Annotated in this window: 22 protein-coding genes and 1 pseudogene; 7 read left to right on the forward strand and 16 right to left on the reverse strand. The window is 66.6% G+C overall.

What is annotated here, in order from left to right; all coding sequences use genetic code 11:
• Positions 1-146 precede the first annotated feature (146 nt).
• The 8 genes from truA to aroC form a co-directional block, all read right to left on the reverse strand.
• Positions 147-941 carry a tRNA pseudouridine(38-40) synthase TruA gene (gene truA, locus CAL13_RS13510; RefSeq protein WP_086057857.1) on the reverse strand — a complete coding sequence of 265 codons (795 nt, stop codon included), beginning with the start codon at positions 939-941 and terminating at the stop codon, positions 147-149.
• 3 nt (positions 942-944) lie between these two features.
• A complete protein-coding gene (locus CAL13_RS13515) occupies positions 945-3,278 on the reverse strand; it encodes a FimV/HubP family polar landmark protein (protein WP_086072666.1) in 2,334 nt (777 codons plus the stop codon).
• Between the two features lie 123 nt (positions 3,279-3,401).
• Positions 3,402-4,532, reverse strand: coding sequence for an aspartate-semialdehyde dehydrogenase (gene asd, locus CAL13_RS13520; protein WP_086057859.1), 1,131 nt, complete (start codon positions 4,530-4,532; stop codon positions 3,402-3,404).
• A gap of 202 nt (positions 4,533-4,734) precedes the next feature.
• Complete coding sequence (leuB, locus tag CAL13_RS13525; RefSeq protein WP_086057860.1) at positions 4,735-5,814, reverse strand: 3-isopropylmalate dehydrogenase; 1,080 nt, start codon at positions 5,812-5,814, stop codon at positions 4,735-4,737.
• 35 nt (positions 5,815-5,849) lie between these two features.
• On the reverse strand, positions 5,850-6,500 hold the full coding sequence (gene leuD, locus CAL13_RS13530; RefSeq protein WP_086072667.1) for a 3-isopropylmalate dehydratase small subunit: 651 nt from the start codon (positions 6,498-6,500) through the stop codon (positions 5,850-5,852).
• A gap of 5 nt (positions 6,501-6,505) precedes the next feature.
• Positions 6,506-7,909, reverse strand: a complete 1,404-nt coding sequence (leuC, locus tag CAL13_RS13535) for a 3-isopropylmalate dehydratase large subunit (RefSeq protein WP_086059458.1) — start codon at positions 7,907-7,909, stop codon at positions 6,506-6,508.
• 179 nt (positions 7,910-8,088) lie between these two features.
• Positions 8,089-8,934 carry a M48 family metallopeptidase gene (locus tag CAL13_RS13540; protein WP_086059459.1) on the reverse strand — a complete coding sequence of 282 codons (846 nt, stop codon included), beginning with the start codon at positions 8,932-8,934 and terminating at the stop codon, positions 8,089-8,091.
• Between the two features lie 76 nt (positions 8,935-9,010).
• Positions 9,011-10,072: a chorismate synthase gene (aroC, locus tag CAL13_RS13545; protein ID WP_086072668.1), complete on the reverse strand. Its 1,062-nt coding sequence runs from the start codon at positions 10,070-10,072 to the stop codon at positions 9,011-9,013.
• 510 nt (positions 10,073-10,582) lie between these two features.
• On the opposite strand from aroC, the gene CAL13_RS13550 reads away from it, so the two are divergent.
• From CAL13_RS13550 to CAL13_RS13560, 3 genes are all read left to right on the forward strand, one after another.
• Complete coding sequence (locus CAL13_RS13550) at positions 10,583-11,866, forward strand: GGDEF domain-containing protein (RefSeq protein WP_157664479.1); 1,284 nt, start codon at positions 10,583-10,585, stop codon at positions 11,864-11,866.
• A 132-nt stretch (positions 11,867-11,998) separates the two neighbouring features.
• On the forward strand, positions 11,999-13,576 hold the full coding sequence (locus CAL13_RS13555) for an EAL domain-containing protein (RefSeq protein WP_198297849.1): 1,578 nt from the start codon (positions 11,999-12,001) through the stop codon (positions 13,574-13,576).
• Positions 13,577-13,727: 151 nt separating this feature from the next.
• Positions 13,728-15,014: a sensor histidine kinase gene (locus CAL13_RS13560; RefSeq protein ID WP_198297850.1), complete on the forward strand. Its 1,287-nt coding sequence runs from the start codon at positions 13,728-13,730 to the stop codon at positions 15,012-15,014.
• 34 nt (positions 15,015-15,048) lie between these two features.
• On the opposite strand, the gene CAL13_RS13565 is transcribed toward CAL13_RS13560, so the two are convergent.
• The 3 genes from CAL13_RS13565 to CAL13_RS13575 all read right to left on the reverse strand — a co-directional run bounded on the left by CAL13_RS13565 (position 15,049) and on the right by CAL13_RS13575 (position 18,057).
• Positions 15,049-15,771 carry a response regulator transcription factor gene (locus tag CAL13_RS13565; RefSeq protein ID WP_086072671.1) on the reverse strand — a complete coding sequence of 241 codons (723 nt, stop codon included), beginning with the start codon at positions 15,769-15,771 and terminating at the stop codon, positions 15,049-15,051.
• A 316-nt stretch (positions 15,772-16,087) separates the two neighbouring features.
• Positions 16,088-17,608, reverse strand: coding sequence for a protein adenylyltransferase SelO (locus tag CAL13_RS13570; protein ID WP_086072672.1), 1,521 nt, complete (start codon positions 17,606-17,608; stop codon positions 16,088-16,090).
• A gap of 68 nt (positions 17,609-17,676) precedes the next feature.
• Positions 17,677-18,057 (reverse strand): DUF2069 domain-containing protein, encoded by a 381-nt coding sequence (locus CAL13_RS13575; RefSeq protein WP_086072673.1) that lies wholly within the window; start codon positions 18,055-18,057, stop codon positions 17,677-17,679.
• A 17-nt stretch (positions 18,058-18,074) separates the two neighbouring features.
• Here CAL13_RS13575 and CAL13_RS13580 point away from each other — a divergent pair, with 17 nt between their 5' ends.
• Both CAL13_RS13580 and CAL13_RS13585 read left to right on the forward strand, forming a co-directional pair.
• Positions 18,075-19,385, forward strand: a complete 1,311-nt coding sequence (locus CAL13_RS13580; protein ID WP_086057869.1) for a YihY family inner membrane protein — start codon at positions 18,075-18,077, stop codon at positions 19,383-19,385.
• 31 nt (positions 19,386-19,416) lie between these two features.
• Positions 19,417-19,881 carry a CBS domain-containing protein gene (locus tag CAL13_RS13585; RefSeq protein WP_086057870.1) on the forward strand — a complete coding sequence of 155 codons (465 nt, stop codon included), beginning with the start codon at positions 19,417-19,419 and terminating at the stop codon, positions 19,879-19,881.
• Between the two features lie 60 nt (positions 19,882-19,941).
• Here the strand turns inward: CAL13_RS13585 and dusA are convergent, their stop codons facing one another.
• The gene (gene dusA, locus CAL13_RS13590) at positions 19,942-20,910 is read right to left on the reverse strand and encodes a tRNA dihydrouridine(20/20a) synthase DusA (RefSeq protein ID WP_232462623.1); all 969 of its coding nucleotides are present in this window, start codon (positions 20,908-20,910) and stop codon (positions 19,942-19,944) included.
• Positions 20,911-21,084: 174 nt separating this feature from the next.
• Between dusA and CAL13_RS13595 the strand changes: the two genes are divergently transcribed.
• Together CAL13_RS13595 and CAL13_RS21525 are read left to right on the forward strand one after the other, a co-directional pair.
• The gene (locus CAL13_RS13595) at positions 21,085-22,053 is read left to right on the forward strand and encodes a homoserine kinase (protein ID WP_086072674.1); all 969 of its coding nucleotides are present in this window, start codon (positions 21,085-21,087) and stop codon (positions 22,051-22,053) included.
• 61 nt (positions 22,054-22,114) lie between these two features.
• Positions 22,115-22,918, forward strand: a complete 804-nt coding sequence (locus CAL13_RS21525; RefSeq protein ID WP_232462388.1) for a BPSS1780 family membrane protein — start codon at positions 22,115-22,117, stop codon at positions 22,916-22,918.
• A gap of 9 nt (positions 22,919-22,927) precedes the next feature.
• Here the strand turns inward: CAL13_RS21525 and CAL13_RS21715 are convergent.
• The 4 genes and pseudogenes from CAL13_RS21715 to CAL13_RS13615 all read right to left on the reverse strand — a co-directional run.
• Positions 22,928-23,197 (reverse strand): annotated as a pseudogene (locus CAL13_RS21715) (DUF192 domain-containing protein); the annotation flags it as partial.
• A complete protein-coding gene (locus CAL13_RS13605; protein WP_086072675.1) occupies positions 23,194-24,072 on the reverse strand; it encodes a type II secretion system F family protein in 879 nt (292 codons plus the stop codon). The pseudogene CAL13_RS21715 and the gene CAL13_RS13605, both read right to left, overlap by 4 nt.
• A gap of 60 nt (positions 24,073-24,132) precedes the next feature.
• Positions 24,133-24,978, reverse strand: coding sequence for a type II secretion system F family protein (locus CAL13_RS13610; protein ID WP_086072676.1), 846 nt, complete (start codon positions 24,976-24,978; stop codon positions 24,133-24,135).
• The gene (locus tag CAL13_RS13615; protein ID WP_086057874.1) at positions 24,975-26,759 is read right to left on the reverse strand and encodes an ATPase, T2SS/T4P/T4SS family; all 1,785 of its coding nucleotides are present in this window, start codon (positions 26,757-26,759) and stop codon (positions 24,975-24,977) included. The genes CAL13_RS13610 and CAL13_RS13615 overlap by 4 nt, the downstream gene beginning before the upstream one ends.

Consider the following 26,759-nt stretch of genomic DNA (forward strand, 5'->3'; position numbering starts at 1 on the left):
CAGGATACGAAAGGACTTCCGGCGATGGCCGGCGCGGCGCGGCGTGCCAAGCCATGGCAATTGCGCCGCGACCGCGGAAACCAACAAGTTTACCCCTCGGTCGGGGCGATGAAGACTCGCGCATTCGTGGCGCGGCGGAACCCTGCTCAGTTGAAGGGCGCCAGCAGATGCTGCCGGCCGTCAAGATCGTCCAGCTCGAAGACCGCCGGATACTCGATGGCGGAGAGGTACAAGCCATCCGGCATGAAGGTAGGCGCGCCCTTCGTGCGGTCGCGGGCGGCGAGCAGTTCGCTCATCCACGCCACCGGCCGCCTGCCCTGCCCCACTTGCAGCAGAGCGCCCATGATGTTGCGCACCATGTGATGCAGAAACGCGTTGGCGCGCAAGGTGACAATCAAAAAACGGCCCTGCGTGGCGATGTCGAGCTGGTGCAACGCCCTGACGGGATGACGCGCCTGACATTGCGATGACCGAAAACTGCTGAAGTCGTGCTCGCCGAGCAGGCATGCGGCGGCGGCGCGCATGGCGTCCACATCCAAGGGCTGGAAACACCACCCCGCGCGCCCCGCCCATAACGCGGGCCGCACGCGGTCATGCCAGAGCAGATAGGTGTAGGTGCGGGACAGCGCGGAAAACCGCGCGTGGAAGGTGTCCGGCACCGGCTTCGCCCAACGGACCGCGATGCTGGCCGGCAAAAGGGCGTTCAGGCCGCGCACCCAGGATTCGGGCCGGCGGACCGCGTCCGTGTCCAGATGCACGACTTGCATGGCGGCGTGGACGCCCGCATCGGTCCGCCCCGCGCATACCGTGGCGGCAGGCGTCGCGAGGAACTGCGCCAGCGCGGACTCCAGCGTGTCCTGCACCGTGGCGCCGTGCGGTTGGGTCTGCCATCCCTGCCAGACCGCCCCGTCATAGGCCAGGCCTAGCGCGATTCGGGGCATCGTTCAGGTCCGCATGGTGCCGGACCGGTCCCGGGTGTCGCCGCCATGCGGCTCGTCCAGGTCCAGATTGATGCCCTGCAGGCGGCGGTCGATGGCTTCCTGGTCGATCTCGGCCATGTAGAGCTCGTCATCCAGATCGTCCTGGTCTTCGTCGCGCCTTGCCGCAGCGCGGCGCAGCAGCCACGCGATGACGAAGGCAATCACGGCCAGAACGGCGGTCAAGACGATCAGCAGATTGTCGGACAGCCACGCCGGCAGGCCTGAAGACGTACCCGCGGCCTTGGTCGTGGGCTCGCCGTTGCCTGCCGCACCTTGGTCAGCCTCCGGGCCGGCGGTCGCGCTGGGCTGCTTGCCGGGCTCCCCTTCTGACGGCGGCGTCATGCCAGCGCCCGGAACGGGTGTCGTCGCCGGCGTTCCCGGCGCGCCGCCAGCCCCGCCCGATGCGGAAGGCGACGACGGCGAGACCCCTGAGCCGGCGGCGCCAGGGGTGGACTGCGGCGTGCCCGCAGCCCCGGGGGCGCTGGACGGTCCGGCCTTTCCGCCGAGATTCGATGCATCTCCGGCGATTCCCGGCACGGCGGGCGCGCCTGACGCGCTGCCGGCGCGGCTGGCTGGATCCCCGGTCGAACCGTCCGAAGATGCAGCCGGCGCTGCGCCTTGACCACCCGGCGCAGCGCCTGGTGTGCCGCCCTGGGCGCTTTCCGTCGGCGCGCCCGGCGCGCTTCCCGCGGCGGCGCCCTGCCCATGGCCCGGCGTAGCGGCCGCCTCGCCTTGGGCGTTGCCCGGCGCGCCGCCCTGTCCGTTCTCCGGCTGATCGCCGGCCGGCGCGCCCTGAGGGTTGTCCGCCGCGCCGCCGTAAGCCCCGTTCGGCGCGTTGGCCGGCGTGGCGCCCGCCGCGGGAGCGGGTTCGCCTGCCGCGGCCCCTGATGCGCCGGCTGCTGCACTGCCGGCGGCACGGCCGCCTTCGCCGTCCGGCGCGGGGCCGCCTGTACCGCCTGCCGCGCTGCTGTCCACGCCGCCCGGCGCATTGCCGGCGCCGCTGCCCTGACCGCCCGCTGCGGGCTGTCCGCCTTGGCCGACCTGCGGGGCGCCGTTGGTTGCCGCGCCGCCTGTCCGGCTGGCGTTCGACTCCTGAACAGGGCTCGCGCCACCCGTCCGTGCGGCGCCGCCGCCAACGCCCGCGGATGCGGTCCCGCTCAAGGAAGGCACAGTCAGTCCCGCGCCGCCCGCCGGCTGCGAGCCGTTCGCACCGGCCCGGGCTTGCGCGCCCTGTCCGCCGGCGCCCGCCTGGCCTTGCTTCTGGGCGCCGGCCAGCGCGGCGCTCAAATCCTTGACGTTGCGCTCGAGTTCGTCGACGCGCTTCTGCGCGTCTTCAGTGGCCTTGGCCATGGAGACCTGCGCATCGGCCTGCGCTTGCGCCTGGGCCTCGGCGTCGCCCTGGCCCGGCTGTCCGCTGGACAGCCGCAGGCGGTCCTGCGACGCGGGCGCTGGCGGGGGCGCGGCCGGCGCGGGCTCGAGCTGTCCGGCGTTGGAAGCCCCCGCGCCGGCCGCCGCCGCGCCGCGCGCAGCGGCGCCTGCGAGGCTCGCGCGGTAACGCGCATAGGCTTCGGCATGCTCCAGGAAAATACGGCGCGCTTCGGCCGGATCGATGGCGCGCACCGTGGCTGCGTCCGGCACGACCAGGGTCGTCCCGGCCTTCACCAGGTTCATATTGTTCTGGATGAAAGCGCGGGGATTCGCACGCCACAAGGCGACAAGCATCTGGTAGATGGTCGTACCCGGCACCGGGTGGCTCTGCGCGATGCCGTACAGGGTATCGCCGGGACGCACGCCCACGGCGCCGGCAGCCCCGCTGGAACGTCCCGCGCCACCGACTTGCGCCTGCGACGTCAGGCCCGGGAAGCCCCCTGCGCTTTGCATCACGCTGATCTGTACCTGCCGCTGCCCCGCGCTGGTGGCGACATTGAGCAACAGGTCTACGACGGGCCCTTTTGCCGGTTCCGTCGAAGACAGGCGCAGATTGCGTCGGGTGGGGCCCGTACCGGGCTCCAGGCGCAAGGTCAGGGTCGACAGCGGAACCGGGGGCGTGATGCCGGCGCGTTCCCACGCCGCCGGATCGGCGAGCGTAGCCATCAACGACCGCTGCTCGTCCGGAGACAGGTCGGTCAAACCGACCAGTACCTGCAAGGGCGCGTTGGGAGCGGAAACCACGCGGCTATGGGCCAGCCTCAAAGCATGAGCCGGCGCGACGACCGCGCAGCCTAACGCCAGGGCGACCGCCAGACGCGTTGCATACCGGCTCGAGGTGGACGAAGGGCGCAGCGGGCGTAGGGTCATAAGCCTGTTTTCCGCGAAGCGGACGATGCCGCGTATAAAAAGTGTAACGTACCTGTCGAGGTTGCCGAAACGACAGGGGCACCCTGGGTGCCCCTGTACCGATGGTTCGCGGACAAGGGCGAATCAGGCCTCGGCCAGCGCGATCCTGAGCATGCGGCGCAGCGGTTCGGCCGCGCCCCAGAGCAATTGGTCGCCCACGGTGAAAGCGCTAAGGTATTGCGGGCCCATCGAAAGCTTGCGCAAACGGCCCACCGGAATATCCAGCGTCCCGGTCACCGCGACCGGCGTCAGCGCCTTCATGGTGTCCTCCTTGGTGTTGGGAACCACCTTGGCCCACTGCGTACCGCTGGCGATCATGTCGGTGATTTCGTCAAGCGGCACGTCGCGCTTGAGCTTGATGGTCAGGGCCTGGCTGTGGCACCGCATGGCGCCGATCCGGACGCAAAGGCCATCGACCGGGATGGCGGGGGCGTCGAAGCCGGCGCCGCGGCCCAGGATCTTGTTGGTCTCGGCGCCGCCCTTCCATTCCTCGCGCGACACGCCGTCACCCAGGTCCTTGTCGATCCACGGGATCAGGTTGCCGGCGAGCGGCACGCCGAAATGCTCGCGCGGCAGGCTTTCGTCCTGCTGGCGGGCCAGCACGCCGCGGTCGATTTCCAAAATGGCGGAGGCAGGGTCGTCCAGCAGGGGCTTGACGGCTTGGTTGAGCAGCCCGAACTGCGTCAGCAGCTCGCGCATGTGCTGGGCGCCTCCCCCGGATGCCGCCTGGTACGTCATGGACGTCATCCATTCCACCAGGTCGTTGTTGAACAGGCCGGCCAAACCCATCAGCATGCAGCTGACGGTGCAATTGCCGCCGATGAAGTTCCGCACGCCCCGCTTCAGCGCCGCGTCGATGACCGGCCGGTTCACCGGGTCCAGCACGATGATGGCATCTTCGGCCATGCGGAGCGTGCTGGCCGCGTCGATCCACAGCCCCTGCCAGCCGGCGGCGCGCAGCTTCGGGTATACCGCGCTGGTGTAATCGCCTCCCTGCGCCGTCACGATGATGGGCAGTTTTTTAAGAGCGTCGATGTCGTAGGCGTCCTGCAGCGCGCCGGCGCCTTCGGCCCATTTGGGCGCCGCCGCGCCGGCGTTACTCGTGGAGAAGAAGACCGGTTCGATCAGCGCGAAGTCGTTCTCCTCGCGCATGCGTTGCATAAGAACCGATCCAACCATGCCGCGCCAACCGACGAGGCCCACCGCATTGCTCATTTCGTACGCTCTTGATCAGGGGGAGAAAACGGGATCTTTTTGCTGCGCCGGACCCGGCCGCAAAAAGTAAGGTTTTTCTGGACAAAGTCGGCGTTTTCCGCTCGACAAACCAACAATTTAGCAGAAACCGCCGCGCCGCCCTTTGCGGGAAAGGCGCGGCGCGGCGGCGAAGCCCGGAATGACGCGTCCCGGGACTGCGGCGTTACGACGCCAGCGCCTTCAGGACCGCATCACCCATCTGGGCTGTCCCGACTTTCGTGGTCCCCGGTTCGTAGATGTCCGCAGTGCGCAGCCCGCTGGCCAGCACTGCGCGCACGGCCGCCTCGATGCGGTCGGCCTGGGCCGGCAGGTCCAGCGAATACCGCAGCATCATCGCCGCCGACAAGATGGTCGCCAGCGGATTTGCCACGCCCTTGCCCGCGATATCGGGCGCCGAGCCGTGGCTGGGTTCGTACAGCCCCTGTCCGCTCGCATTCAGCGATGCCGAAGGCAGCATGCCGATGGAGCCGGTGAGCATCGCCGCTTCGTCCGAAAGGATGTCGCCGAACAGATTGCCGGTGACGATAACGTCGAATTCGCGCGGCGCGCGCACCAGTTGCATCGCGGCATTGTCCACGTACATGTGCGACAGCGTCACGTCCGGGAACTCGCGCGACACTTCGATCACGATTTCGCGCCAGAACTGGGAGGTTTCCAGGACGTTGGCCTTGTCCACGCTGCACAGCTTGCGGTTGCGCTTGCGCGCGGCCTCGAAACCGATGCGCGCGATGCGGCGCACCTCCGGTTCGGCGTAGCGCATCGTGTCGTAGCCCTCTCGCTCGCCCGCGAAACCGCCGTCCGGCGCGCTGCGCACGCCGCGCGGCGTACCGAAGTAGATGTCGCCGGTCAGTTCGCGCACGATCAGGATGTCCAGGCCGGACACTACCTCGGGCTTGAGCGAAGATGCGTTCGCGAGCTCGGGATACAGAATGGCCGGCCGTAGATTGGCGAACAGGCCCAGGGACTTGCGCAGGCCCAGAATCGCCTGTTCAGGACGGAACTCGCGCGGCAGGCTGTCGTACTTCCAGTCGCCCACCGCGCCGAACAGCACGGCGCGCGACTTCTGCGCCAATTCCAGCGTGGCCGGCGGCAAGGGATGTTCGAACTGGTCGAAGGCAGCGCCGCCCACCGCGGCTTGCCCGATCTCCAGATCCAGTTTCAGCGCGCCCAACACGCGCAGGGCCTGTTCGACGATTTCCGGGCCGATACCGTCGCCAGGAAGGACCGCAATCTTGTGTGTCATCAATGCATCCAATGAAAAGATTCCGCCGCGCCGGCTCAGCCGAGCGTGCGGGTTTGCAGCCAGGGGTGGCGGGCCAGGCGCTCGGCTTCGAAGGCGCGGATCTTGTCGGCCTGCCGCAGGGTCAGCGCGATATCGTCGTAGCCATTGAGCAGGCAATACTTGCGGAACGGCTCGATATCGAACGGAATGCCGCGCCCTTCCGGCGTCGTCACGACCTGCTGGTCCAGATCGATCTTCAGCTTGTAGCCGGGGAAGGCTTTGACCTCGTCGAAAAGCCGCGCCACGTCCAGCTCCGAAAGAACGATCGGCAGCAAGCCGTTCTTGAAGCTGTTGTTGAAGAAGATGTCCGCGTACGAGGGCGCGATGATGGCGCGGAAGCCATATTGCTGCAGAGCCCAGGGCGCATGCTCACGGCTCGAACCGCACCCGAAATTCTTGCGCGCCAGCAGGATCGAGGCGCCCTGGTAGCGCGGCTGATTCAGCACGAAGTCGGGATTGAGCGGCCGCTTGCTGTTGTCCATGCCGGGCTCGCCGTGATCCAGATAGCGGAGCTCGTCGAACAGGTTGGGACCGAAGCCGGTGCGCTTGATGGACTTCAGGAACTGCTTGGGGATGATGAGGTCCGTGTCGACGTTTTCGCGGTCGAGCGGGGCCACCAGGCCCTCGTGATGGGTGAATGCTTGCATGATCTTTAGCGGAAATTCCTGACGTCAACGAAATGGCCGGCGATGGCCGCGGCGGCCGCCATGGCGGGGCTGACCAGATGCGTGCGACCGCCCTGCCCCTGCCTGCCCTCGAAGTTGCGATTGGATGTGGAGGCGCAGCGCTCGCCCGGCTCGAGCCGGTCCGCGTTCATGGCCAGACACATCGAACAGCCCGGCTCCCGCCACTCGAACCCGGCTTCACGGAAGATTTTGTCCAGCCCCTCGCGTTCGGCCTGCTGCTTCACCAAGCCGGAACCCGGCACCACCATGGCCTGCTTGACGTTGGAAGCAACACGCTTGCCCCGGGCGACCGCGGCGGCCGCGCGCAGATCCTCGATGCGCGAGTTGGTGCACGAGCCGATGAACACGCGGTCGATACGGATGTCGGTGATCGGGGTGTTCGGCTTCAGCCCCATGTATTGCAGGGCCCGCTCCATGCCGCCGCGGCGGACATCGTCCTTCTCGCGGTCCGGATCCGGCACGCGGCTGTCCACGGACAGCACCATCTCGGGCGAGGTGCCCCACGTCACCTGCGGCTTGATTTCACGCGCATCGATTTCCACGATGCGGTCGAACCTGGCGTCCGGATCCGAATGCAGCGTGCGCCAGTACTGCACGGCCTGGTCCCACAACGCGCCGATCGGTGCGAACGGACGGCCGCGGAAATAGTCGATGGTCTTGTCGTCCACGGCCACCATGCCGGAACGCGCACCCGCCTCGATCGCCATATTGCACACCGTCATGCGGCCTTCGATGGACAGCGAGCGAATGGTGGAGCCGCCGAATTCGATCGCATGGCCGGTGCCCCCGGCGGTGCCGATCACGCCGATGACGTGCAGCACCAGGTCCTTGGCCGTACAGCCGAACGGCAGTTCGCCTTCGACCTTGATCAGCATGCTCTTGCTTTTTTTCATGAGCAGCGTCTGGGTGGCCAGTACGTGTTCGACTTCGGACGTGCCGATACCGAAAGCCAGCGCGCCCACGGCGCCGTGCGTGCTGGTGTGCGAATCGCCGCACACCACGGTCATCCCGGGCAGCGTCGCCCCTTGTTCCGGACCGATGACGTGAACGATGCCCTGGCGCAGATCGTTCATCTTGAATTCGGTGATGCCGTGCTTGTCGCAGTTCTGGTCCAGCGTATCGACCTGCAGGCGGGAAATCGGGTCGCTGATGCCCTGTTCGCGATTCAGGGTCGGAACGTTATGGTCGGCGACGGCCAGGTTGGCATCGACACGCCACGGCTTGCGGCCGGCCAGGGCCAAACCTTCGAACGCCTGCGGACTGGTGACTTCATGGAGCAGGTGCCGATCGATATACAGCAGACAGGTGCCGTCGGATTCTTGGTGGACGACGTGCGCGTCCCAGAGTTTGTCGTAGAGGGATTGGGCCATGAACATTCACCGAACAGGGTAACAGCCAGGAAAGGCCGGCCGGGACGCCGGCCGGAGCCGGAATTATGCGCCGCGTGCGAACCTAGTACAACGGCAGCAGGCATACTAGTACTTCCAGTACCATGCTGCCTGCCGCCGCAGGCGCTGCGGCGGGTTCCTGAACGGTTTGGCCGGAAGCGCTATTTGCCGGCCTGGGCCTGCTGATAGAGCGGCATTACCTGCTGAGCGGCCACCTGCAGGTCGGCGATGCGCGATTCCGCGGAAGGATGCGTAGACAGGATTTCCGGGGGCGCATTGCCCGCGGATGCGGCGCCCATCTTGCGCCAGAGCGAAACGGCGGCATTGGGGTCATACCCGGCGCGCGCGGCCAGCTCCACGCCCATGCGGTCGGCTTCCGCCTCATGCGTGCGGCTGTTCGGCAGGGTGAACATGACATCGGACAGCTTTCCGCCCAGGTCGGACACCGCCGTCGAACCTGTGACGACCGATAGCACGCTCAGGCCGACGCTGGTGGCCATCTGCTGGGAAACGCGCTCGCGCGCATGCTCGCGCAGTGCGTGTGAGATCTCATGCCCCAGCACCGCCGCAAGCTCCGCGTCGGTCGGCTTGATCTGATCCAGCAGGCCCGTGTAGACGGCGATTTTTCCGCCCGGCATGCACCACGCGTTGACTTCGCTGCTGGAGATCACGTGCACTTCCCAGTTCCACGACGCCGCGTCCGGCCTGAACGTGCCCACCTGAGCGATGAGCCGCTGCGCGACCGCGCGCACGCGCGCGACCTGCTGCGCATTGACATCGAGCAGGTTCTTTGCCTTGGCCTGCGAGATGATGGTGGCGTACTGCTGGTCGGCCTCTTTCTGCAGATCCTGCGACGACACGAGGCTGGACATATATTGCGTCCGGTCCACGCCGACTGCGCCGCTTTGTGTGGTGTGCACGCCCGCGCAGCCGCCCAGCGCGGCCAGCACGAACAAGGTCGAGGCGAGCGCGGATCTCGCTCCGCGCCGTTTGCCGCCATCAGTCATGATTTCCCTCCATGCTTGCATGTCTCGATTCAGCTGATTATTGGGAAGCGGGAAGCGGGGAACCGGCGCGCCGCCGTTATTGCCCGCACTGCCCTCGTTGCCGCAGCGCGTGATCCATCAGCACGATGGCGAGGAGCGCCTCGGCAATGGGCGTGGCGCGGATGCCGACGCACGGATCGTGGCGTCCCAGCGTCTGAACGGTCGTCGGGGTGCCGGCGCGGTCGATCGAACGACGCGGCACACGGATGCTGGAAGTCGGTTTGATGGCGAGCGAAACCGTGATGGCCTGGCCGGTGGAAATCCCGCCGAGGACGCCCCCGGCATGATTGCTGACGAAACCGTCCGGCGTAATTTCATCGCCATGTTCGGAGCCACGCTGGGCGATGCAGTCGAACCCGGCGCCAATCGACACTCCCTTGACCGCGTTCAGGCCCATCATGGCGTGCGCGATATCGGCATCCAGCCGGTCGTACAGCGGCTCGCCCCAACCCGCCGGGACATTGTCGGCGACGACCTCGATGCGGGCACCGATCGAGTCGCCATCGCGGCGCAGTTCATCCATGAAGGACTCCAGCGTCGGGACGATGGCCGCGTTGGGCGCGAAAAAAGGATTTGCTCCCACCGCGTCCCAGGAGTCGAACGGGATGGCGATCGGACCAAGCTGGCTCATATAACCCCGTACGCGCACGCCATGGGTGGCGGCCAGCCACTTCTTTGCAATGGCGCCAGCCGCCACCGTCGGAGCCGTCAGGCGAGCAGAGGAACGGCCGCCCCCCCGAGGATCCCGCACGCCGTATTTGCGGAAATAGGCATAATCGGCGTGCCCCGGCCGGAAGGTATCCGCCAGATTCGCGTAGTCCTTGCTGCGCGCATCCGTATTGCGTATGAGCAGGCCGATGGGCGTGCCTGTGGTCACGCCCTCGAACAGGCCGGAAAGGATTTCGACCTGGTCCGCTTCCTTGCGCTGGGTCACGTGGCGGGACGTACCCGGGCGCCGGCGGTCCAACTCCGCCTGGATGTCTTCGGCGGACAGCGACAGGCCGGGAGGGCAACCGTCAACGACACAGCCGATGGCGGGGCCGTGCGACTCGCCGAAATTCGTAACACAGAAGAGTTTGCCTAGAGTATTGCCCGACATGTCTGCTCGTGGATGCGCCTGGGGGTGAAAGCTGTAAGCGGATTATGACATTGGCGGCGCTGCGGACATCCTCGGTGCGGGATATGGTTAAACAGCGACAAAGATTGCATAGCAGGAGACACTGAGTAACAAAACCAAGATACTGCGCAATGCAGTGCGATTCTTCGTTGTTGATACCCCCGCCCGCTGGACCCAAAATTCTAACCCGCTGAAAATCCCCGATGCTTTTTGTATCAGACGGCCCCATGCGGCCTCGAGCCGTCCCGCATCCACGCCTTTTCGCACGTATTGCCCCTTTGCCGGGACCTTGCCCAGGCCCCTGGCCCAGCCGTTTCGTTGCGCCGCGCTCACCGTCCTGACAGGAGAGAGACTGCATGTACGATCGTTTGACCGAGCAGCCCGATGCAGCGCCTGGCGCCGGCCCCGGCTTGCGGCCGGAGAGGACGGCGCGCCGCGCCATCCATTACCGCGTCGTGCCGGCCTGAAGATTCGCACCGGCCGCGCGCAACCATGACGCTACCGCCGCCCGCGCATGCCAAAGAGTCAGATCTGCCGCAGGACGACAGCTGGCATCCCGCGCCTCCCGCCCCACGGCGGCGGGGGCTGGCGATCGCCCTCATCATCCTGCTGATCGCGATGGTCACGCTGGCGATCCTCGCCGGCGCGACCTTGTTCTCTCAATCGCGCATGGCTTCGCAGTTGGGCGTGACGGACGCCGGCGTCTACAGCTACCGTCTGGTTTCACAAATGGACCGCCTGATAGACGCCGCGCAGCGCGTGCTCAAGGGCGAGGATAGCCGGGAATTCGTGCAGCGTGTGCAGGCGCTGGCGACCTACGTCAATCCCGGCACCGCGGAAAGCGCCGGCGCCGTAGCCCTTGTGCGCGCCGCCCCGACGGCGCGCGTGGACGTGCAATTGCTGGACGACCGGCTGCGCAGCTGGCGGGAAGCGGTGGAGACCGGCGATGCGGACCGCTTGCGTGCGGCCGCGGCGGACCTTGCCGGGCACGCGGACGAGGCGCGCCTGTTGACCGAGCGCATCGCCGACGTCGCGCAGCAGGCGCAACGCGCGGCGGCCGGCCGCCAAAACGCCGCGCTGGCGGACGGCTTCCGCCGCTTGCAATGGACCTTCGCCGGCCTGCTCGCGTGCAGCGGCATCCTGGCCGTGTGGCTGCTGGTGCTGAATCGGCATGCCCGTCATTTCAACCAGCGCATGGCGCAAGCGAACGCGCGGCTGGAATCGGCCGTGGCGCACAGGACCCGGCAGCTGGTATGGCTGGCGAATACGGACCCCCTGACGGGTCTGAAGAACCGCCGCGCCTTCATGGAAACGGCCGAGGCCCAGATACTGCAATGCCGCCGCTATCCCCATCCCCTTGCCGCGTTGCTGATCGACATCGACCATTTCAAATCCATCAATGACCGCTACGGCCACCACGTCGGCGACCAGGCCATCCGGCGCGTAACGGACACCATCACCAACACGCTGCGCGACAGCGACATCATCGGCCGTTTCGGCGGCGAGGAGTTCGCCGTCCTCATGCCGCATACCGATCTGCCGGCCGCCCTGGTCGCGGCCGAGCGCCTGCGCCAGGCCGTTGCCGGGATGAAGATCGGTCTGCTGGAAGGCGGCCCGCTCAGTATGACCATCTCGCTGGGCCTGGCCATGCACGAGCCCGGCGTATCGCTCGATACGCTTCTGATGCGCGCCGATATGGCGCTGTACCGCGCCAAAAGCGGCAGCCGCAACCGCGTGGAAGTCTACGGGCGGGAACGCGAGGAAGTGGCGCAATAGCGCATCCCAAGGGGCTGGCCCGCGAAGGGACGGGACAGCCGGCGGCCCCGGCCCTAAACTATGCGCGGTTTCTCCCTGTCACGGGCCGCGGCCGGCAACCGGACGCGCCGCTTTCCACGGAACCTGGGGCCTATGTCCATACTGCGCCACCTGTTCATCTTCGCCGCCGCGGCCGCCACGCTGCTGTTGGCCGCCTCGCAGCCTTGGGGACTCAACACCGCGGTCTTGCTCTTTTTGCTCGCGGGAATGTGCGCGTTCTTTTATGCCGGCGAACGGCGCCGGCTGCGGCACAGCCGCTTGCTGCACAGCATCAGCGGCCACATCCGCGCGCTCGCGCACGGCGGTCCCGGGCCCACGCCCCTGCCCCCGGGCGCTGAAACCGCCGAAGTCGCCGATGCGCTGGAAGAAGCGCGCGAACGGTTTCGCATGGCGCAGCAGGAGACGAACGCCCGCCTGGAATCGATGCAGCTGGAACTGCACCTGGACCCGGTAACGCGGCTGCCGAACCGCAAGTATTTTTTCAATGAGCTCAGACGCGCGCTTACCACTGGTGCGCGCGACGGCGAGGAAGGCGGCCACGTGCTGATGTTCCGGCAGCGCGACCTGGCCGCCATCAACCGGCATATGCCACGCGACTTCACGGACCAGTGGCTGCGCTCGGTCGCCCTGCGGCTGGACCAGAAGCTGGGCCGGCGCCATGCGCCGCCTTTTCTGCTGGCCCGTTTGAACGGCTCCGATTTCGCGCTGCTGCTGCCCGGGGTGACGGCCGCCACGGCCGATCAGGTCGCGCACCAGTTGCGCCAGGAACTGCATGCCTTGCGCGTTTCCCTTGGGGAACGCAGCTGGTGCCGGTGGGCGCTTGCGATCGCTGCCTACACGCGCGGCGACCAGGCCAGCAGACTGCTTGCATCGCTGGACCATGGCTTGATGCGGGCGGAAAGCGCCGATACCGATGCCCCCGTCCATGCCGATGTACCGGCAAGAGCGGAGGCAGCCGGAGAGCTCCAGTGGCGCGATACCCTCGTGATGGCGCTGGAGCAGCACCGGTTTTCGCTTAGCACCCAAGCTCTGAACGGACCGGACGGCAAGCTTATCCGCAACGAAGGCAAACTGATGCTGCACGACGCCGAGGCCCGCGCGCCAATAGCGGCCGAGGACTTCATGCCGCCAGCGATACGACTGGGGCTGTCCACCGAATGCGATATCCAGGCCGTCCGCCTTGCGCTGGACTGGCTCGTCTCGCATGCCGGCATGCTGGCTGTCTCCATCGCCGTTCCGTCGCTTGCGCAATCCAATTTCCTTCCGCGCCTGGGCCAGATGCTTCGGGATCGCCCCGGACAGGCCGCTCGCCTGGTACTCGAGGTCGAAGCGCGGGGGCTGGTGCAGAACTTCGCCGATGTGCGCCATCTGTGCGAAGTCGCCAGCGAAGCGGGAGCGCGCGTCGGCATGCGGCGGCTGGCCGAGGACTTCAGCGCCATGACCCGGCTGCACGAACTGCCTATTGCCTATCTCAGGCTCGGCGCGGATTTTCTTGCCGGCATGGCGCGCAGCCCCGGGAGCCGGCAGCTGGCGACGTGTGTGCGCGACACCGCGAAGGCGCTGGGCATCGAGGTCTACGCCGATGGCGACGCGGATGCCCACGCGCAGGCGTTTCTCGACGGGCTGGGTATTGCGACGCTGCGACGTGCGCCCGAACCGCTTGCGGCTTGATCAACACCGTACCGCTATACTTGCGCGCAACGAAACGCCGGCAACCTTCCAAGGTCCCGTCCAATCTGCCGGCGACGGCGCATGCCGCGCCGGCCCTTCTGCTGTCTGAATGAACTCCGACATTTGGTATTCCGCCGCGAGTGGCGCACTTGTGACATCCCCGCGGGGCGCTGCCGCGACGCTGGTCATCGCAATCGCCGTCCCCCTTCTGCTTGCCGTGCGCCGCCGCAGCAGCGGTTTCCCGGCGCTCCCATCGCTGCTTCTGCCGCTTTCCCAGGCGCTGCGCCTGGCGCTGCTTGCGGGCGTGCTGATCGAAGGAATCACGCCTGCCGGAAAAGCGAATCTGTCGGCCGCCTGCCTCGGCGTGGGCGCCGCCGCCCTGCTGTGGATGGCCGGCAGCGTCATGCGCAAGCGCCGCATGCCGCTGGCCGGCGCGGCGATCCCCTGGATCACGGCGTGGCTGCTCGCAGCCGCTTCCGCCGATGTGGCGGCAGCGGGAGGCATCATCGCCTCCTGGCTCGGCCCCGGCGAGGCGGGACCGCCCGCCATCCTGGCCGGCATTGCCGCCATCATGGGTGTGCTGGCGGCAGCCGTCGTGCTGAGTCTGGCTTTCGCTCCCCGGCGCACCTCATATCCCGGCCGGCATTCCGGCGGCCGCCCTGCCGGCGCAGCCGTCCCCATGGAAGCGCCGGTCGATCCCGCGGCGGGCCGCCGGCAAATCGAAACGCGGCTTGCACTGCTGGACGAAGTACTGGAACGGCAGCGTCAAATGAACGCGTTGCTGGCGCATGAAATGCGCTCGCCCGTCTCCACCATCAGCGCGGCGGTGCAGTCGCTGCAGATGGTGCTGGCGGGCAGCGGCGAAGAAATCGATGCCCGGCTGCAACGGATCGATCGCGCCGTGGCACGCATCGGTGAACTGATGGACCAGCTGCTGGTCCAGGACAGCGCCTATGAGGAAGCCGTGGCGCCCCGCCACGAGATGGTCGACCTGGCGCGCCTGGCCACCGATGTGGCGGCCTCGGTCCAGGGCGACGTCGCCCACCGCCTGCGCGTCGAGGCGCCCGCCCCGGCCATGGCCTGGTGCGACGGCCCGCTCACCGGTGTGGTGCTGCGCAACCTGCTTCACAACGCGGTCAAGTACTCGCCCGCCGACCAGCCGATCGTGATCCAGGTGGGCACCTTGACGGCGCCGCGTGAGCGTACCGCGTGGATCGCCGTGGCCGACCGCGGGCCCGGCATCGACAAGGAAGACCAGGCGCGCATCTTCGATCCGCACTTCCGCCGCGCGGCGCATCGCGAGACGAAGGGCATGGGGTTGGGACTGTACCTGGTGCGCAAGATATGCGAACGCCAGGGCGGCACGTTGACCGTCGAAAGCGAACCGGGCAAGGGCGCCCGGTTCACGATCGCGCTGCCTGGCGACAGGGCGCGCTAGCGCGCCGCCCGCCGCAACCGCGTCCGCGCCGGCGTCACGCGGCGAAAACGTAGCCTTGTCCGCGAACCGACAGGACCGGGAGCTTCATGCCGCTGGACTGCGCCTTGGCCCGCAGACGGCTGACCAGCACATCGATGCGGCGCAATTCGAATTCGCTGGGATTGTTGGGACTGAAAAGTTCGGACAGCGCCTGGCGGCTGACGACGTTTCCGCTGGCTTCCATCAGTGCGTTCAGGAAAACCCGTTCCTGAGCGCTGAGATGAAGACTGCCGCCATCCGGCGACACCAGGATCCATCCGCCATCCTGAAGGCTCCAGGTCTGCGGCAGGCGGTCGCCCGGCACCGCCGCCGGCGGCGTGCGCGACAATCGCATGCGACGCGCCAGGCTGCGAATCACGGAACTCAATTCGAGCAGATCGACCGGCTTGGTCATATAGATGTCGGCGCCGCCTTCCAGGCCGCGGACCCGATCCTCCAAGGCGCCCCGGCCGGTCAGCATCACGATGCCCACGGGGTGCAGCGCGCGCAACCGGGTAGCCACGGAAAAGCCGTCTTCGCTGCCTTCGACGTTGGCGTCCAGGATGACGATGTCGCAGGGCTGGCTTTCGACGTGCCGATAGAACTCCGCGGCGCTACCGCAGGCGAAGTTGACGCGAAAACCGTAACCGCCGAGGCCCAATTTGAGCTCCTCGCGGAAGTCCGCATCATCCTCTAACAGACCGATACAGAGTACACCGTCTGCTGCTTGCGTTTGCACGATTTATCCTCGGAATTCGAATGCTCGTCGCCCTGTGCTCCCCGGCAAGCCGCCGGGAAACGCCGATCAGTGCATGAGCAGCGCCACAATTCTAACATCGGTAACAAAGCGAAAGCCGCGGGCAATAGCCGCGACGTACGCCCTTTCCGAGCAGTTCAAGCACGCATTCACAGGGGGTGCACGGTCCGGCCGCATCGTTTCCGCACATCTTGCAACGACGGTTGGACCGTCTTTTGTGTCCATGGAGCCCGGCGCATTGACCCCATTTTCGCACGGTTCCCCACTATATCTGTATAACGGCGGCAATTCGGCGTGCTTAAGATGAGCAGCTGACTTCCAGATCGCTGGCCCAGTCGGGCGGAAGCGCCGCGTACTTGGCATACCCGGGCCGCTCGGTGTAAGGATCGCGCAGCACTTGCAGCAGTTCATCGATCACGCTGGGATCGCCGTCCTTGGCGGCCCGGATGGCAAGCTCCGCAAGATGGTTGCGCAACACATACACGGGATTCACTGCGTCCATGCCGGCGGCGCGATCCTCCGGGTCGCGAGGATCGAGCGCCTGCCGGACTGACAGGCGCTCCAGCCAGGCGCCGGCGGCGTCCCGATCGATGAAAAGGTCCTTGAACGGCTGCGGGTTGCCCCTGACCGCATCGGAAAGACGGCGAAAGGCAAGCGTGAAGTCGGCCCGCTGCTCATGCATGAGCTTGAGCAAATCGTCCAGCAGGGACTCGTCGCCGGTACGCCAGACGCCGATGCCAAGCTTGGCCGCCATGCCGGCATGGAAGGCTTCCGTGAACGTGGCTTCGTAACCATCGAGGACCGCGGTCAAGGCGTCCGCGTTCTGCACAATGGTGTTCAGGCTGCTGCCGAGCCGGTACAGGTTCCACAGCGCGACCGAGGGCTGGCGATTCCAGGCATACCGCCCCTCGGTGTCGGAATGGTTGCACACATGGTCGAGCCGGAAGCCGTCCATGAAGCCATAGGGCCCGTAGTCGAGCGTCAGGCCGAGAATCGACATATTGTCGGTGTTCATGACGCCATGGCAAAAGCCCACGCATTGCCAGTGCGCCATGAGTTTCGCGGTGCGGGCGGTCACGGCCTGGAGCAGACGCACCAGCGGCGCGTGCACGTTGTCCGGCTCTCCCGGTCCGGAATCCCGGCATTCCGGGTAAAAGCGGTCGATGACGTAATCGGCCAGGGTTTGCAGCATGTCGGGTTGCCGGCGCGCCGCCCAGTGTTCGAATGAGCCGAAGCGGACAAAACTGGGCGACATGCGCGTGACGATTGCGGCCGTCTCTACCGTCTCGCGCATGACAGGATCGTCAGAGACCACCAGGGCCAACGCCCGGGTGGTGGGTATGCCCAGGCCGTGCATCGCTTCGCTGGCAAGGTATTCCCGCACCGATGAGCGCAGCACTGCGCGGCCGTCACCCATGCGCGAGTAAGGCGTCATCCCGGCGCCTTTCAATTGGAGCTCCCAGGCGCCGCTCGGGCCATCGACTTCGCCCAGCAGATGCGCGCGTCCGTCGCCGAGCTGGCCGGCCCAGATGCCGAATTGATGGCCGCTGTACACGGCGGCGAGCGTGTCGCCCCCCGGAAGCGGCGCCCGGCCCGAGAAGACCTCCAGGAAGGCAGGCGTGTATAGAACTTCCGGCGCCAGTCCGATCAGCGCGGCCGCGGCTTCATTGGCATGCAGCAGCCGCGGCGCGTTCAGTCCCTGGGGCTGCAAACGCGTATAGAAGGCCGGCGGCAGGCCGGCGAAGGAGTTCACCATTGGCAGCTCCTCGAGGGAGCCCGCCAGGGCGTCGGTCGTTGACGTACCGGAAACTGCTGACATAAGCGTCGCCCCAAACGGTTGGGTTGGATATCGGGGTATGGGGAAGGCGGGCTGGAGGCAGCGGGCCATCAGCCGGCCAGCGTTTTACGGCGCCGCGCCGCCTGCTTCGCTGGCCGCACATACAGGATTGCGCAGCAGAAGAACGCCAGCGAAAGCGCAAGTTCCACACCTGCCAAAACCGCGGACAGGGCGCCGGGGTCCGACATGGCGCGGACCGTCCCTTCCATCGCATAAAGGAGCACGAGCATCGCGGCCCACTGATAGGTGTAAAGATTGCGCCGCAATATGCCGCGCAAGGGAAACGCCAGCGGCAGCGCTTTCAGCAGAAGCCAGGAGCCACCCGGCCTGACGGGCGCCAGTACCGTTTCCCAAAGCACGCAAAGCAGCGTCAAAGCGAGAAGCGTGGTCACGCACGCCCAGCGCAACTTACTGTTGAGTTCAGTTTCCATACTGCTATTATCGTCCCATGAAACCGCCCGTCGATACGGACGCCGCCGAGACGGCGCCGGAATCCTCTTCTGCACGCGCCCCATGGGCCAACAGGGTGGCCAAGGTCTTGCGTTTTGCGGCGCACCGGGCCGGAGAAGAACAGCTTCTGCAAGTGGCCTCCAGCCTGACCTTCACCACCGTCCTGGCGCTGGTGCCCATGCTGGCCGTGGTGCTGTCCCTTTTCACCGCTTTTCCGGTTTTCCAGGAATTCCGGGTGGCGCTGGAAGACTTCCTCAGCCACAGTCTGATGCCGCCCGCGGTGTCGGACAACATCATGAATTACCTGAACCAGTTCGCCCGCCAGGCGAGCCGGCTCACGGCCATCGGCGGCGCCCTGCTGCTGATCACCTCGGTCCTGCTGATCATGACGATCGACAAGACCTTCAACGATATCTGGCACGTCCGGCGCCAGCGGGCGGCATCGCAACGCGCGCTGGTGTACTGGGCGGTCCTCACGCTAGGGCCCGTCGTGGCGGGCGGCAGCCTTTGGGCGACATCGTTCGTGGCGCGGGAGTCGCTTGGCCTGGTGCGCGACGTGCCGGACGTCGTGGGGCTGGCCGTCTCCTTCCTGCCGGTGCTGCTGACCGGACTGGGCTTCGCGGCGCTTTTCGTCGTGGTGCCGAACCGGCGGGTGTATTGGATGGACGCCTTGGCTGGCGGCTTCGGCACGGCGATCGTCCTGGAGATGATGAAGGCCGCTTTTGCCTACTACCTGACGCGCTTTCCCACCTACACCGTCATCTATGGCGCATTCGCCACGGTGCCGATTTTCCTGCTCTGGATCTACCTGTCCTGGCTGGCCGTCCTGTTCGGCGCCACGGTCGCCGCAAGCCTGCCAATGATCCGCGTGGGCCGCTGGGACATCAATCGGGAACCCGGCGCGGCCTTCATCGACGCCATTGCCGTTTTGCGCTGCCTGTACCGCAACATGGGCAGCAATCCGGCGGGCCGCGGCGCCAGCCAGCTCGCCGTCGATTTGCATCTGCATCATGACGAATTGAACGCGGTCCTGGAGACACTTGCCGAGCTCGGCATGGTCGTGCGCACCCAGGAGCAACGCTGGGTGCTCGCTTGCGATCCCCGCCGCGCGTCGCTGGCGCCGCTGTTCGACCGGTTCCTGCTGGATCGCGGTCAGCGACGGCTGCGCGAAGCGCCCGAGGTGCTGCGGGTGGCCCAAGCCGTACTGTCGGGGACCACGCCGCCCACGCTGGAAGATCTCATGCAGGAAGCGCACAATACCGGCAATGGATCGGCCGACATTCTGCAGATCGACGCCGTCAAAAAATAAGGATGGGCGCGCGCGCCCTGGGAGAACCATCATGTTGAAAGTCAGCGAAATCCTCCGGGTCAAGGGGGATACCCTCTATACCGCCTCACCCGATACGCCGGTCGTAAAGGCCGTGGAAACGATGAGCCTGCAGGACATCGGTTCGCTGGTCATCATGGAATCCGGCATGCTGGCCGGCATGCTGACGTTCCGCGAAATCATCCAGCATCTGAACCGCAATGGCGGGACGCTGGGCAATACGACGATCCGCGCCATCATGGATGACGCGCCGGTAAGCGTGACGCCGAACACCAGCGCCGAGGAGGTCCAGCGGCTGATGCTGGAAAAGCACGCGCGCTATATCCCCGTCATGGACGGCAATATGCTGATGGGGGTGATTTCTTTTTACGATATGGCCCAGGCGATCGTCGCGGCGCAGCGCTTCGAAAACAATATGCTCAAGGCCTATATCCGCGATTGGCCCATGGACGAGGAAGGCGCGGCTCCGAAAGCCTGAAGACCACGTTTTTCCCCGGTAGCGCGGCGGGCCCGCGCGCGTTGCCGGGGCGTTGCCGCTTCAATCGAGTTCAGCGGCCTCGGACTGGCGCATGGCGGGGTGGGTGACGTTGCGCCACGCTTCATAGATCAAGCCGGGATCCTCGGCTTTCAATGCAGCCGCATCGGACAACATCCGGCGCCAGCGCCGGGCGCCAGCCTGACCATTCACAAGACCGAGCAGCGGCCGCACAACGACGCGCAGCGGCACGCCGCGGGCCACCGCCTGCGCCGCGTAGCGCGTCATGGCATCGACGACGTGCGCATCGCCCGGCAGCCGGCTGTCCGGCCAGAGACGCATCGTGATTTCCGACAGGACGCGCGGCGTATGCCAGGCGGCGCGTCCCAGCATCACGCCATCGAAGGTCTGCGCCGCCTGCACGGCGGCGTCGGCATCCGCCAGACCGCCGTTGAGAACAATGACGCAATCGGGAAAGTCCCGTTTGAGCATCGCCGCGGCGTCGTAGCGCAGGGGCGGGATTTCGCGGTTGTCCTTGGGAGAAAGCCCCTTGAGCACCGCATTCCGGGCATGCACGATGAAGACCCGGCAGCCGGCGTCGTACAGCTTGCCGACGAAATCCCGCACGAACCCATACGACTCGTCGTAATCGAGACCCAGCCGGTGCTTCACCGTGACCGGCAGGTCCACCGCATCGCGCATCGCCTTGATGCAATCCGCGACCAGGTCGGGCTCTGCCATGAGGCAGGCGCCGAAGGCGCCGCGTTGCACGCGCTCGGAGGGGCAGCCGCAGTTCAGGTTGATCTCGTCGTAACCCCACTGTTGCCCCAGCCGCGCCGCATGCGCAAGCGCGTCAGGTTCGCTGCCACCCAATTGCAGGGCAACGGGATGCTCCGCGTCATCGAAGTCCAGGTGACGGGCGACGTCGCCATGGAGCAGGGCGCCCGTGGTGATCATTTCGGTGTACAGGCGCGCGCGCGGCGCGAGCAGCCGATGAAAGAACCGGCAATGTCGATCGGTGACGTCGATCATTGGCGCGACGCACAGCCGCCAGTCGGATGAAATCACGGGGTAAAAACCTGGGTTGGGAGCTGCCGCCATTTTAGCCGCAGGCGGGAGCGCGTCCCCCTGGTCTAAAATTGCGCCGCCGCGGCGAAGCGGCTCCACCACGCCGATTCGGCATCGTATCTTCAGCAGACCTCTTCCATGGCCGTATTCACTACCGTTACCGACGACGATGCCCGCGCGCTTCTCACCCAGTTCGAGCTGGGGGAACTGGTATCCCTGCGGGGCATAACGGCCGGGATCGAGAACACCAACTATTTCCTGACGACGACCGCCGGCGAATACGTTTTGACGGTCTTCGAGGTACTGACCCGCGAGCAGCTGCCCTTCTATATCGAGCTGATGCACGGTCTGGCGGTGCGCAAGGTTCCTGTCCCGCAGCCGCAGACACGCCGCGATGGCAGCCGTCTGGCGGAAATGCATGGCAAACCGTGCGCCATCGTTACGCGTCTGCCGGGCGGCTACGAGCCAGCGCCGGGCCCACGGCACTGCGAATTGACGGGGCGCACGCTGGCCCAGGCCCACCTGGCGGCCCGCGACCTGCCGCTGCGCCAGCCCAATCTGCGTGGCTTGCCCTGGTGGCGGGAGACGGCGCCCAAGGTCAAGCCCTTCCTGGATTCCGCACAGGCCGCACTGCTGGACAGGACCCTTGAAGAGCAGATCGACTGCGCGCAAAGCGGCGTTTGGGCGGCCCTGCCCAGCGGGCCCGCGCATTGCGACTTGTTCCGGGACAACGTGCTGTTCGCGGGAACGTTCGATGCCCCCCGCATGGGAGGCTTCATCGATTTCTACTTCGCCGGCTGCGATACATGGCTGTTCGACGTCGCGGTCAGCATCAATGATTGGTGCATCGTCCGCGAAACGGGCGACATTGTGCCGGAACTGGCGCAAGCCTGGCTGGCAGCCTATGGGTCGGAGCGTCCTTTTACGGACGAGGAAAGGCAAGCGTGGCCCGCCATGTTGCGCGGCGCTTCCCTGAGATTCTGGCTGTCGCGCCTTTATGACTTCCACCTTCCCCGCCCCGCGCAAACGCTCAAGCCCCACGATCCCCGCCATTTCGAGCGAGTGTTGCTGTCGCGCCACCGCAACGCGCCGCCGCCCTTGCCCTGACGCGCCCTGGCCCCATAATTTCACAATGACTTCACACTGGCAGCACGGATAGCCGACGATCATGCAAGCAGCATCCTTACCTGCAACGGCCGGTTGGCAATGGGCACGCGACGGGTTCCGGCTGTTCATGCGCCAACCGCTGGCCTTGTTCACGTGGGCGCTGGCGATCAGCCTGTTGGTTCTTTTCGCAACCTTCACGCCGCCTGTCGGCCCGCTGTTTTTCGTCGGCATGATGCCCGTCGTCACCCTCATGACGCTGTCCGCCTGCAAACACATCGATGCCGACCGCACCATGCTGCCGTCGATGTGGCTCAAGCCGCTGCAGAAACCCGGCATCCTGAAAAAGCTGCTTATCCTTGGGGCGCTGTACGCGGCGCTTTGCATGATCGCCGGCCTGATCGCCTTCATGCCCTTCTCCGAGGAATTGACCGAAGGCATCCGCGCAGCCTCCGTCACCAGCGACCTGACGCCTTTCCTGGAAGCGTTGCGCACGCCGCTGCTGGTGTTCGGTACGCTGTACGTCATTATCGCGGCGCTGTTCTGGCATGCGCCCGTGCTGATCGCCTGGCACAACGTGCGGCTGGTGCAGGCGCTGTTCTTCTCGGGCATCGCATGCTGGCGCAACAAGTGGGCATTCGCCGTTTACGGGCTGACCTGGGCGGCGGTATTCCTGGGCATCGATTTCTGCGCCAGCACCCTGGTATCGCTTGGTCTTCCGGCCGCCCTGGTCAACACCGTCCAGATCCCCGTGAACATCGCCGCGGGCGGCATTCTGTACAGCAGCTTCTATCCGGCCTACACCTCCGTTTTCGAAGGCAATAACGCCAGCCTCCAGCTCGACGACGGACGCGGCACGCAGGCATAGCGCGGCTCGCCGCGGCGCCAATCCGCGCACGACGGAAACGACGCGTCGCTTGCGGTCCAGGAAGACGATGTCCAACGGATAGCGCATCCCGAAGGTATGCACCGCGCGGCACGGCAGCAGCCACAGGCCCACGCCGGGCCGCGGGCGGCCGCGCCACAATAGCCCGCGCAATCGTCCCTTCCACGTCGCAACGCGCAACAGCCGTACGCGCACGCGCCATGCACCGGCGCTGTCGCCCGCTGCCGAAGCCGGAAGGGCGGCGCGCCCGCCCGTGTTCATTGCACCGCCCGCATGAACTGCGCCGCGATCGGGAAGCCGAGCACGATGAAGGCACAGGGGAAGATGCAGCAGATCAGCGGAAACAGCATTTTCACCGGCGCCTGCAACGCCAGCTTTTCCGCACGATTGAACCGTTCGGCGCGACGGCGATCCGATTGCGCGCGCAGGATGGGACCAAGGCTCATGCCCATGGCGTCAGCCTGGGCGAGGGCCATCGTCAGCGCCCGGACACCTTGCAGATCGACCCGGCTTGACCACGCGTTGAGGGCCTCCACCCGCGGAAGGCCGGCCCGCATATCGGACAGCGCTCGCAGCAACTCATCGCGCAGTGGTCCGGCCGGCCCGTGCCGCGCGGCCTGTTGCAGCGCGCCTTGCAGATTCAGTCCGGACTCGACGCAAAGCGTCGTCATATCGAGTAGAAACGGAAGTTCCCTGGCCATGCGCGCCGCACGCTCGCGTATGGCTGCGCGCAGCCACAACGCCGGCATGATGAAACCGGCGAACGCGCCGCCGGCCGGCGCCGCCAGCGCCATCGCGCCGCTCATGCCGCCGCCCGATGCCAGCAATGCGGCCGAGGCAGACAAGGCTCCCACCATCGCGCCAAAGCCGTGTGCAGCGGCCAGGTGGCCCGCGGAAAAACGCTCCGGCAGGCCGGCTCGCAGCATCTGGGCCGCCCAGCGCTTGCGCCGCTGCCACGAAAGCAATGCGCCTGCCGCCGGCGCGGCGGCATTCAGCCATGGCCACGCAGCCCGCCATAGGGCCGGCAGCTGGCCCGCGACAGGGTGATCCCGGCCCGCTGGACGGAAAAGTGGCCACAGCAGACCGGCCGCTCCGGCGACCGAGAGCGCCGCCATGAAAAGCGCAAGGTATTGCATCGGCAGATTCCTTTGTTCCATTGCATTGGGTTTGGAGCGGCTTCGCCATCGAGCCGCGGATCAGACGTCGATATCGACGATGCGGCGTATCCACACCATGCCGGCCGTTTTCAGCAGCAGGATGACCGCCAGCGCGCACCAGCCGGCGGAGGTGTGCCACAGGACGGACATGGAGGCAGGATCGATCCAGGTCAGCACGCCGGCCAGGACTGGCGTCAGGGCGCCCACCACCCATGCCTGCAGCCGTCCCTGCGCCGTCAGGCTGCGGATGCGCCCCTGCACTTGCAAGCGGGCCGCAAGCACGGCCGCGATGCGTTCGAGGGTCTCGGCCAGATTGCCGCCCGTGGCGGCCGCGATGCGAAGCGCCGCCACCAGCAGGCCTGCGGAGTCTGTCGGCATGCGGGCGTGCAGGTTGCGCAATGCGGACTCGAAGGGCAGGCCCAGGCGCTGCTCACGCAGCATCAAGCCGAACTCCTGCGCCACCGGCGCCTCGCAATGCTCGACCAGCTGGCGCAAAGCGCCCGGCAGGCTCGCGCCTGCCCGCAGCGTGGAAGCGAGAGCCAGCAGCATGTCAGGCAACTGCGCATCGAAGCGATGTTGGCGGCGCCGGCGCAACAAGGCGAGCAGCATATGCGGCGCACGCACCGGCGCCATGCCCGCCAGCACGGCCAGCGCCACGCTATTCGTGGCGCCATATGAGACAGACGCAAACACCGCGCAGCCGCAAAGGTTGACGGCCCACAGCTGCCGCGGGTCGACGAACAGGAAGATTTCGCTCAATTGCGCGCCTGCCTGATCGGCATAGACCTGACGGTAGCGCGACAGCGCGGCCGCAAACCAGCCGTAGGTGTTCCAGCACACGACCATCACGCAACAGGTCGCCCCCAGCGCCGCCAGCCAGATCATGCCGGCACGCCCGCGCAGGCGGGACCGTCGTCGCCCCGCGCATATGCGGCCGGCGCAGCATCGGGCTCCTCTTCGCAGAACCAACGGGGATCCAGCGGATTTCCCGCTTCACGCCACGCGTCGGCGAAGCTCGGCGGCGCTCCGCACCCCAGGAAGCGCCCGCCCGTGCCCGTCTCCTCGTAGCGATACAGCGGCTGGGTCAGGATGCGCCCTCCTTCCATTCCCGTCACCTCCACGATGCCTGTCACGACACGCCGTCCATCGCGCAAGCGCGCCTGTTGAACGAGCAAGTGGATACTCGAGGCGATGTGCTCGCGCACCGCCGTCAGCGGGAGTTCCATGCCGGCCATCAGTATCATTGTTTCGAGACGGGCAAGCGCATCCCGCGGGCTGTTGGCATGCAGCGTGGTGAGAGAGCCTTCGTGACCCGTGTTCATCGCCGCCAGCATATCGAACGCCTCCGCGCCGCGGCATTCCCCCACGACGATGCGATCGGGGCGCATGCGCAGCGCATTGCGAACCAGATCGCGTATGGCGATCCTGCCACGCCCTTCGATGTTCGCCGGCCGCGCTTCCAGTGACACCACGTGCGCATGCCGCAGCCGCAGCTCGGCGGCGTCTTCGATCGTCACGACACGCTCGCCTTGAGGAATCGCATTCGACAGGATGTTCAACAAGGTGGTCTTGCCCGAACCTGTTCCGCCAGACACGACGATATTCAGTTTCTCCGCAACACATCGCTGCAGAAAGGCCGCCATCGTGCGGCTCAGTGTGCCGCGCGCCACCAGGTCCGGCATGGACAAGGCATGCCTGGGGAACTTCCTTATCGTCAGGCTTGTGCCTTTCAGGGCCACCGGCGCCACCACCGCGTTGACGCGCGACCCATCCTGCAGCCTGGCGTCCACCATGGGAGAACTTTCATCGACGCGGCGGCCCACCGCCGCCACGATACGTTCGAGCACCCGCAGCACCGCCTGTTCGCTGCTGAACGCCGTCGCGTGACGCACCAGCCGGCCATCGCGCTCGACATAGACCTCGTCATGGCGATTGACCATGATCTCGGTCACCGACGCATCCTCCAGCAACGGCGACAACGGTCCCAGACCCAGCGCTTCGTCGAGCACCTCGCGCATCAAGGCTTCGCGGTCCAAAGACGAAGGCAAGGCCGGATCGGCCTCGATGATCGCCAGCAGCCGGTCCGCCGCCTCGCTGCGCAGCAGCTTGTCGCTCATCTTCGCGACGTCGCGACGGCGCAGGTCCAGCGCGTCCAGAAGCGCTGCCTGCAATCGCTGCCGATGCGGCAACAGGTCGATGGCCATCCGCAGCGCGGCCGCCTGCCCGTACGCATCCCCGGCCTGCGCGGCGTCGCGCAGCACGCTCGTTCCGCCGGCGGACGCACGTCCTCCAAACGAGCCCTCGACGGACGCTGCCGATGAGTGCGGCGACGGCAATGCCGATGCGCCTTCCGGGACACCGGAAGCCAGCGGCGCAACCTCTTCCCGCCGCACTTTGATCAGACATGGCCCGATCAACACCTCGTCATGAGATCCCAGCGGACCGTAGCGTGCGATGCGCTTGCCGTTGACCAAGGTGCCCGACAGCGTACCCAAGTCTTCGATCACCACGTCGTCGCCAGTCATCGACACCCTTGCATGCTCACGTCCCACCCGCCAATGACGGACCCGTATGGCGCATTGCGGGCCGCGGCCCAACACGATTGGGGGCTCGGCGCGCACGACGCGCTGGCCGCCATCCTCGAACAACAATTCGATCTCCAGCAT

The sequence above is a fragment of the Bordetella genomosp. 9 genome (assembly GCF_002119725.1).
GTDB lineage: Bacteria > Pseudomonadota > Gammaproteobacteria > Burkholderiales > Burkholderiaceae_B > Bordetella_C.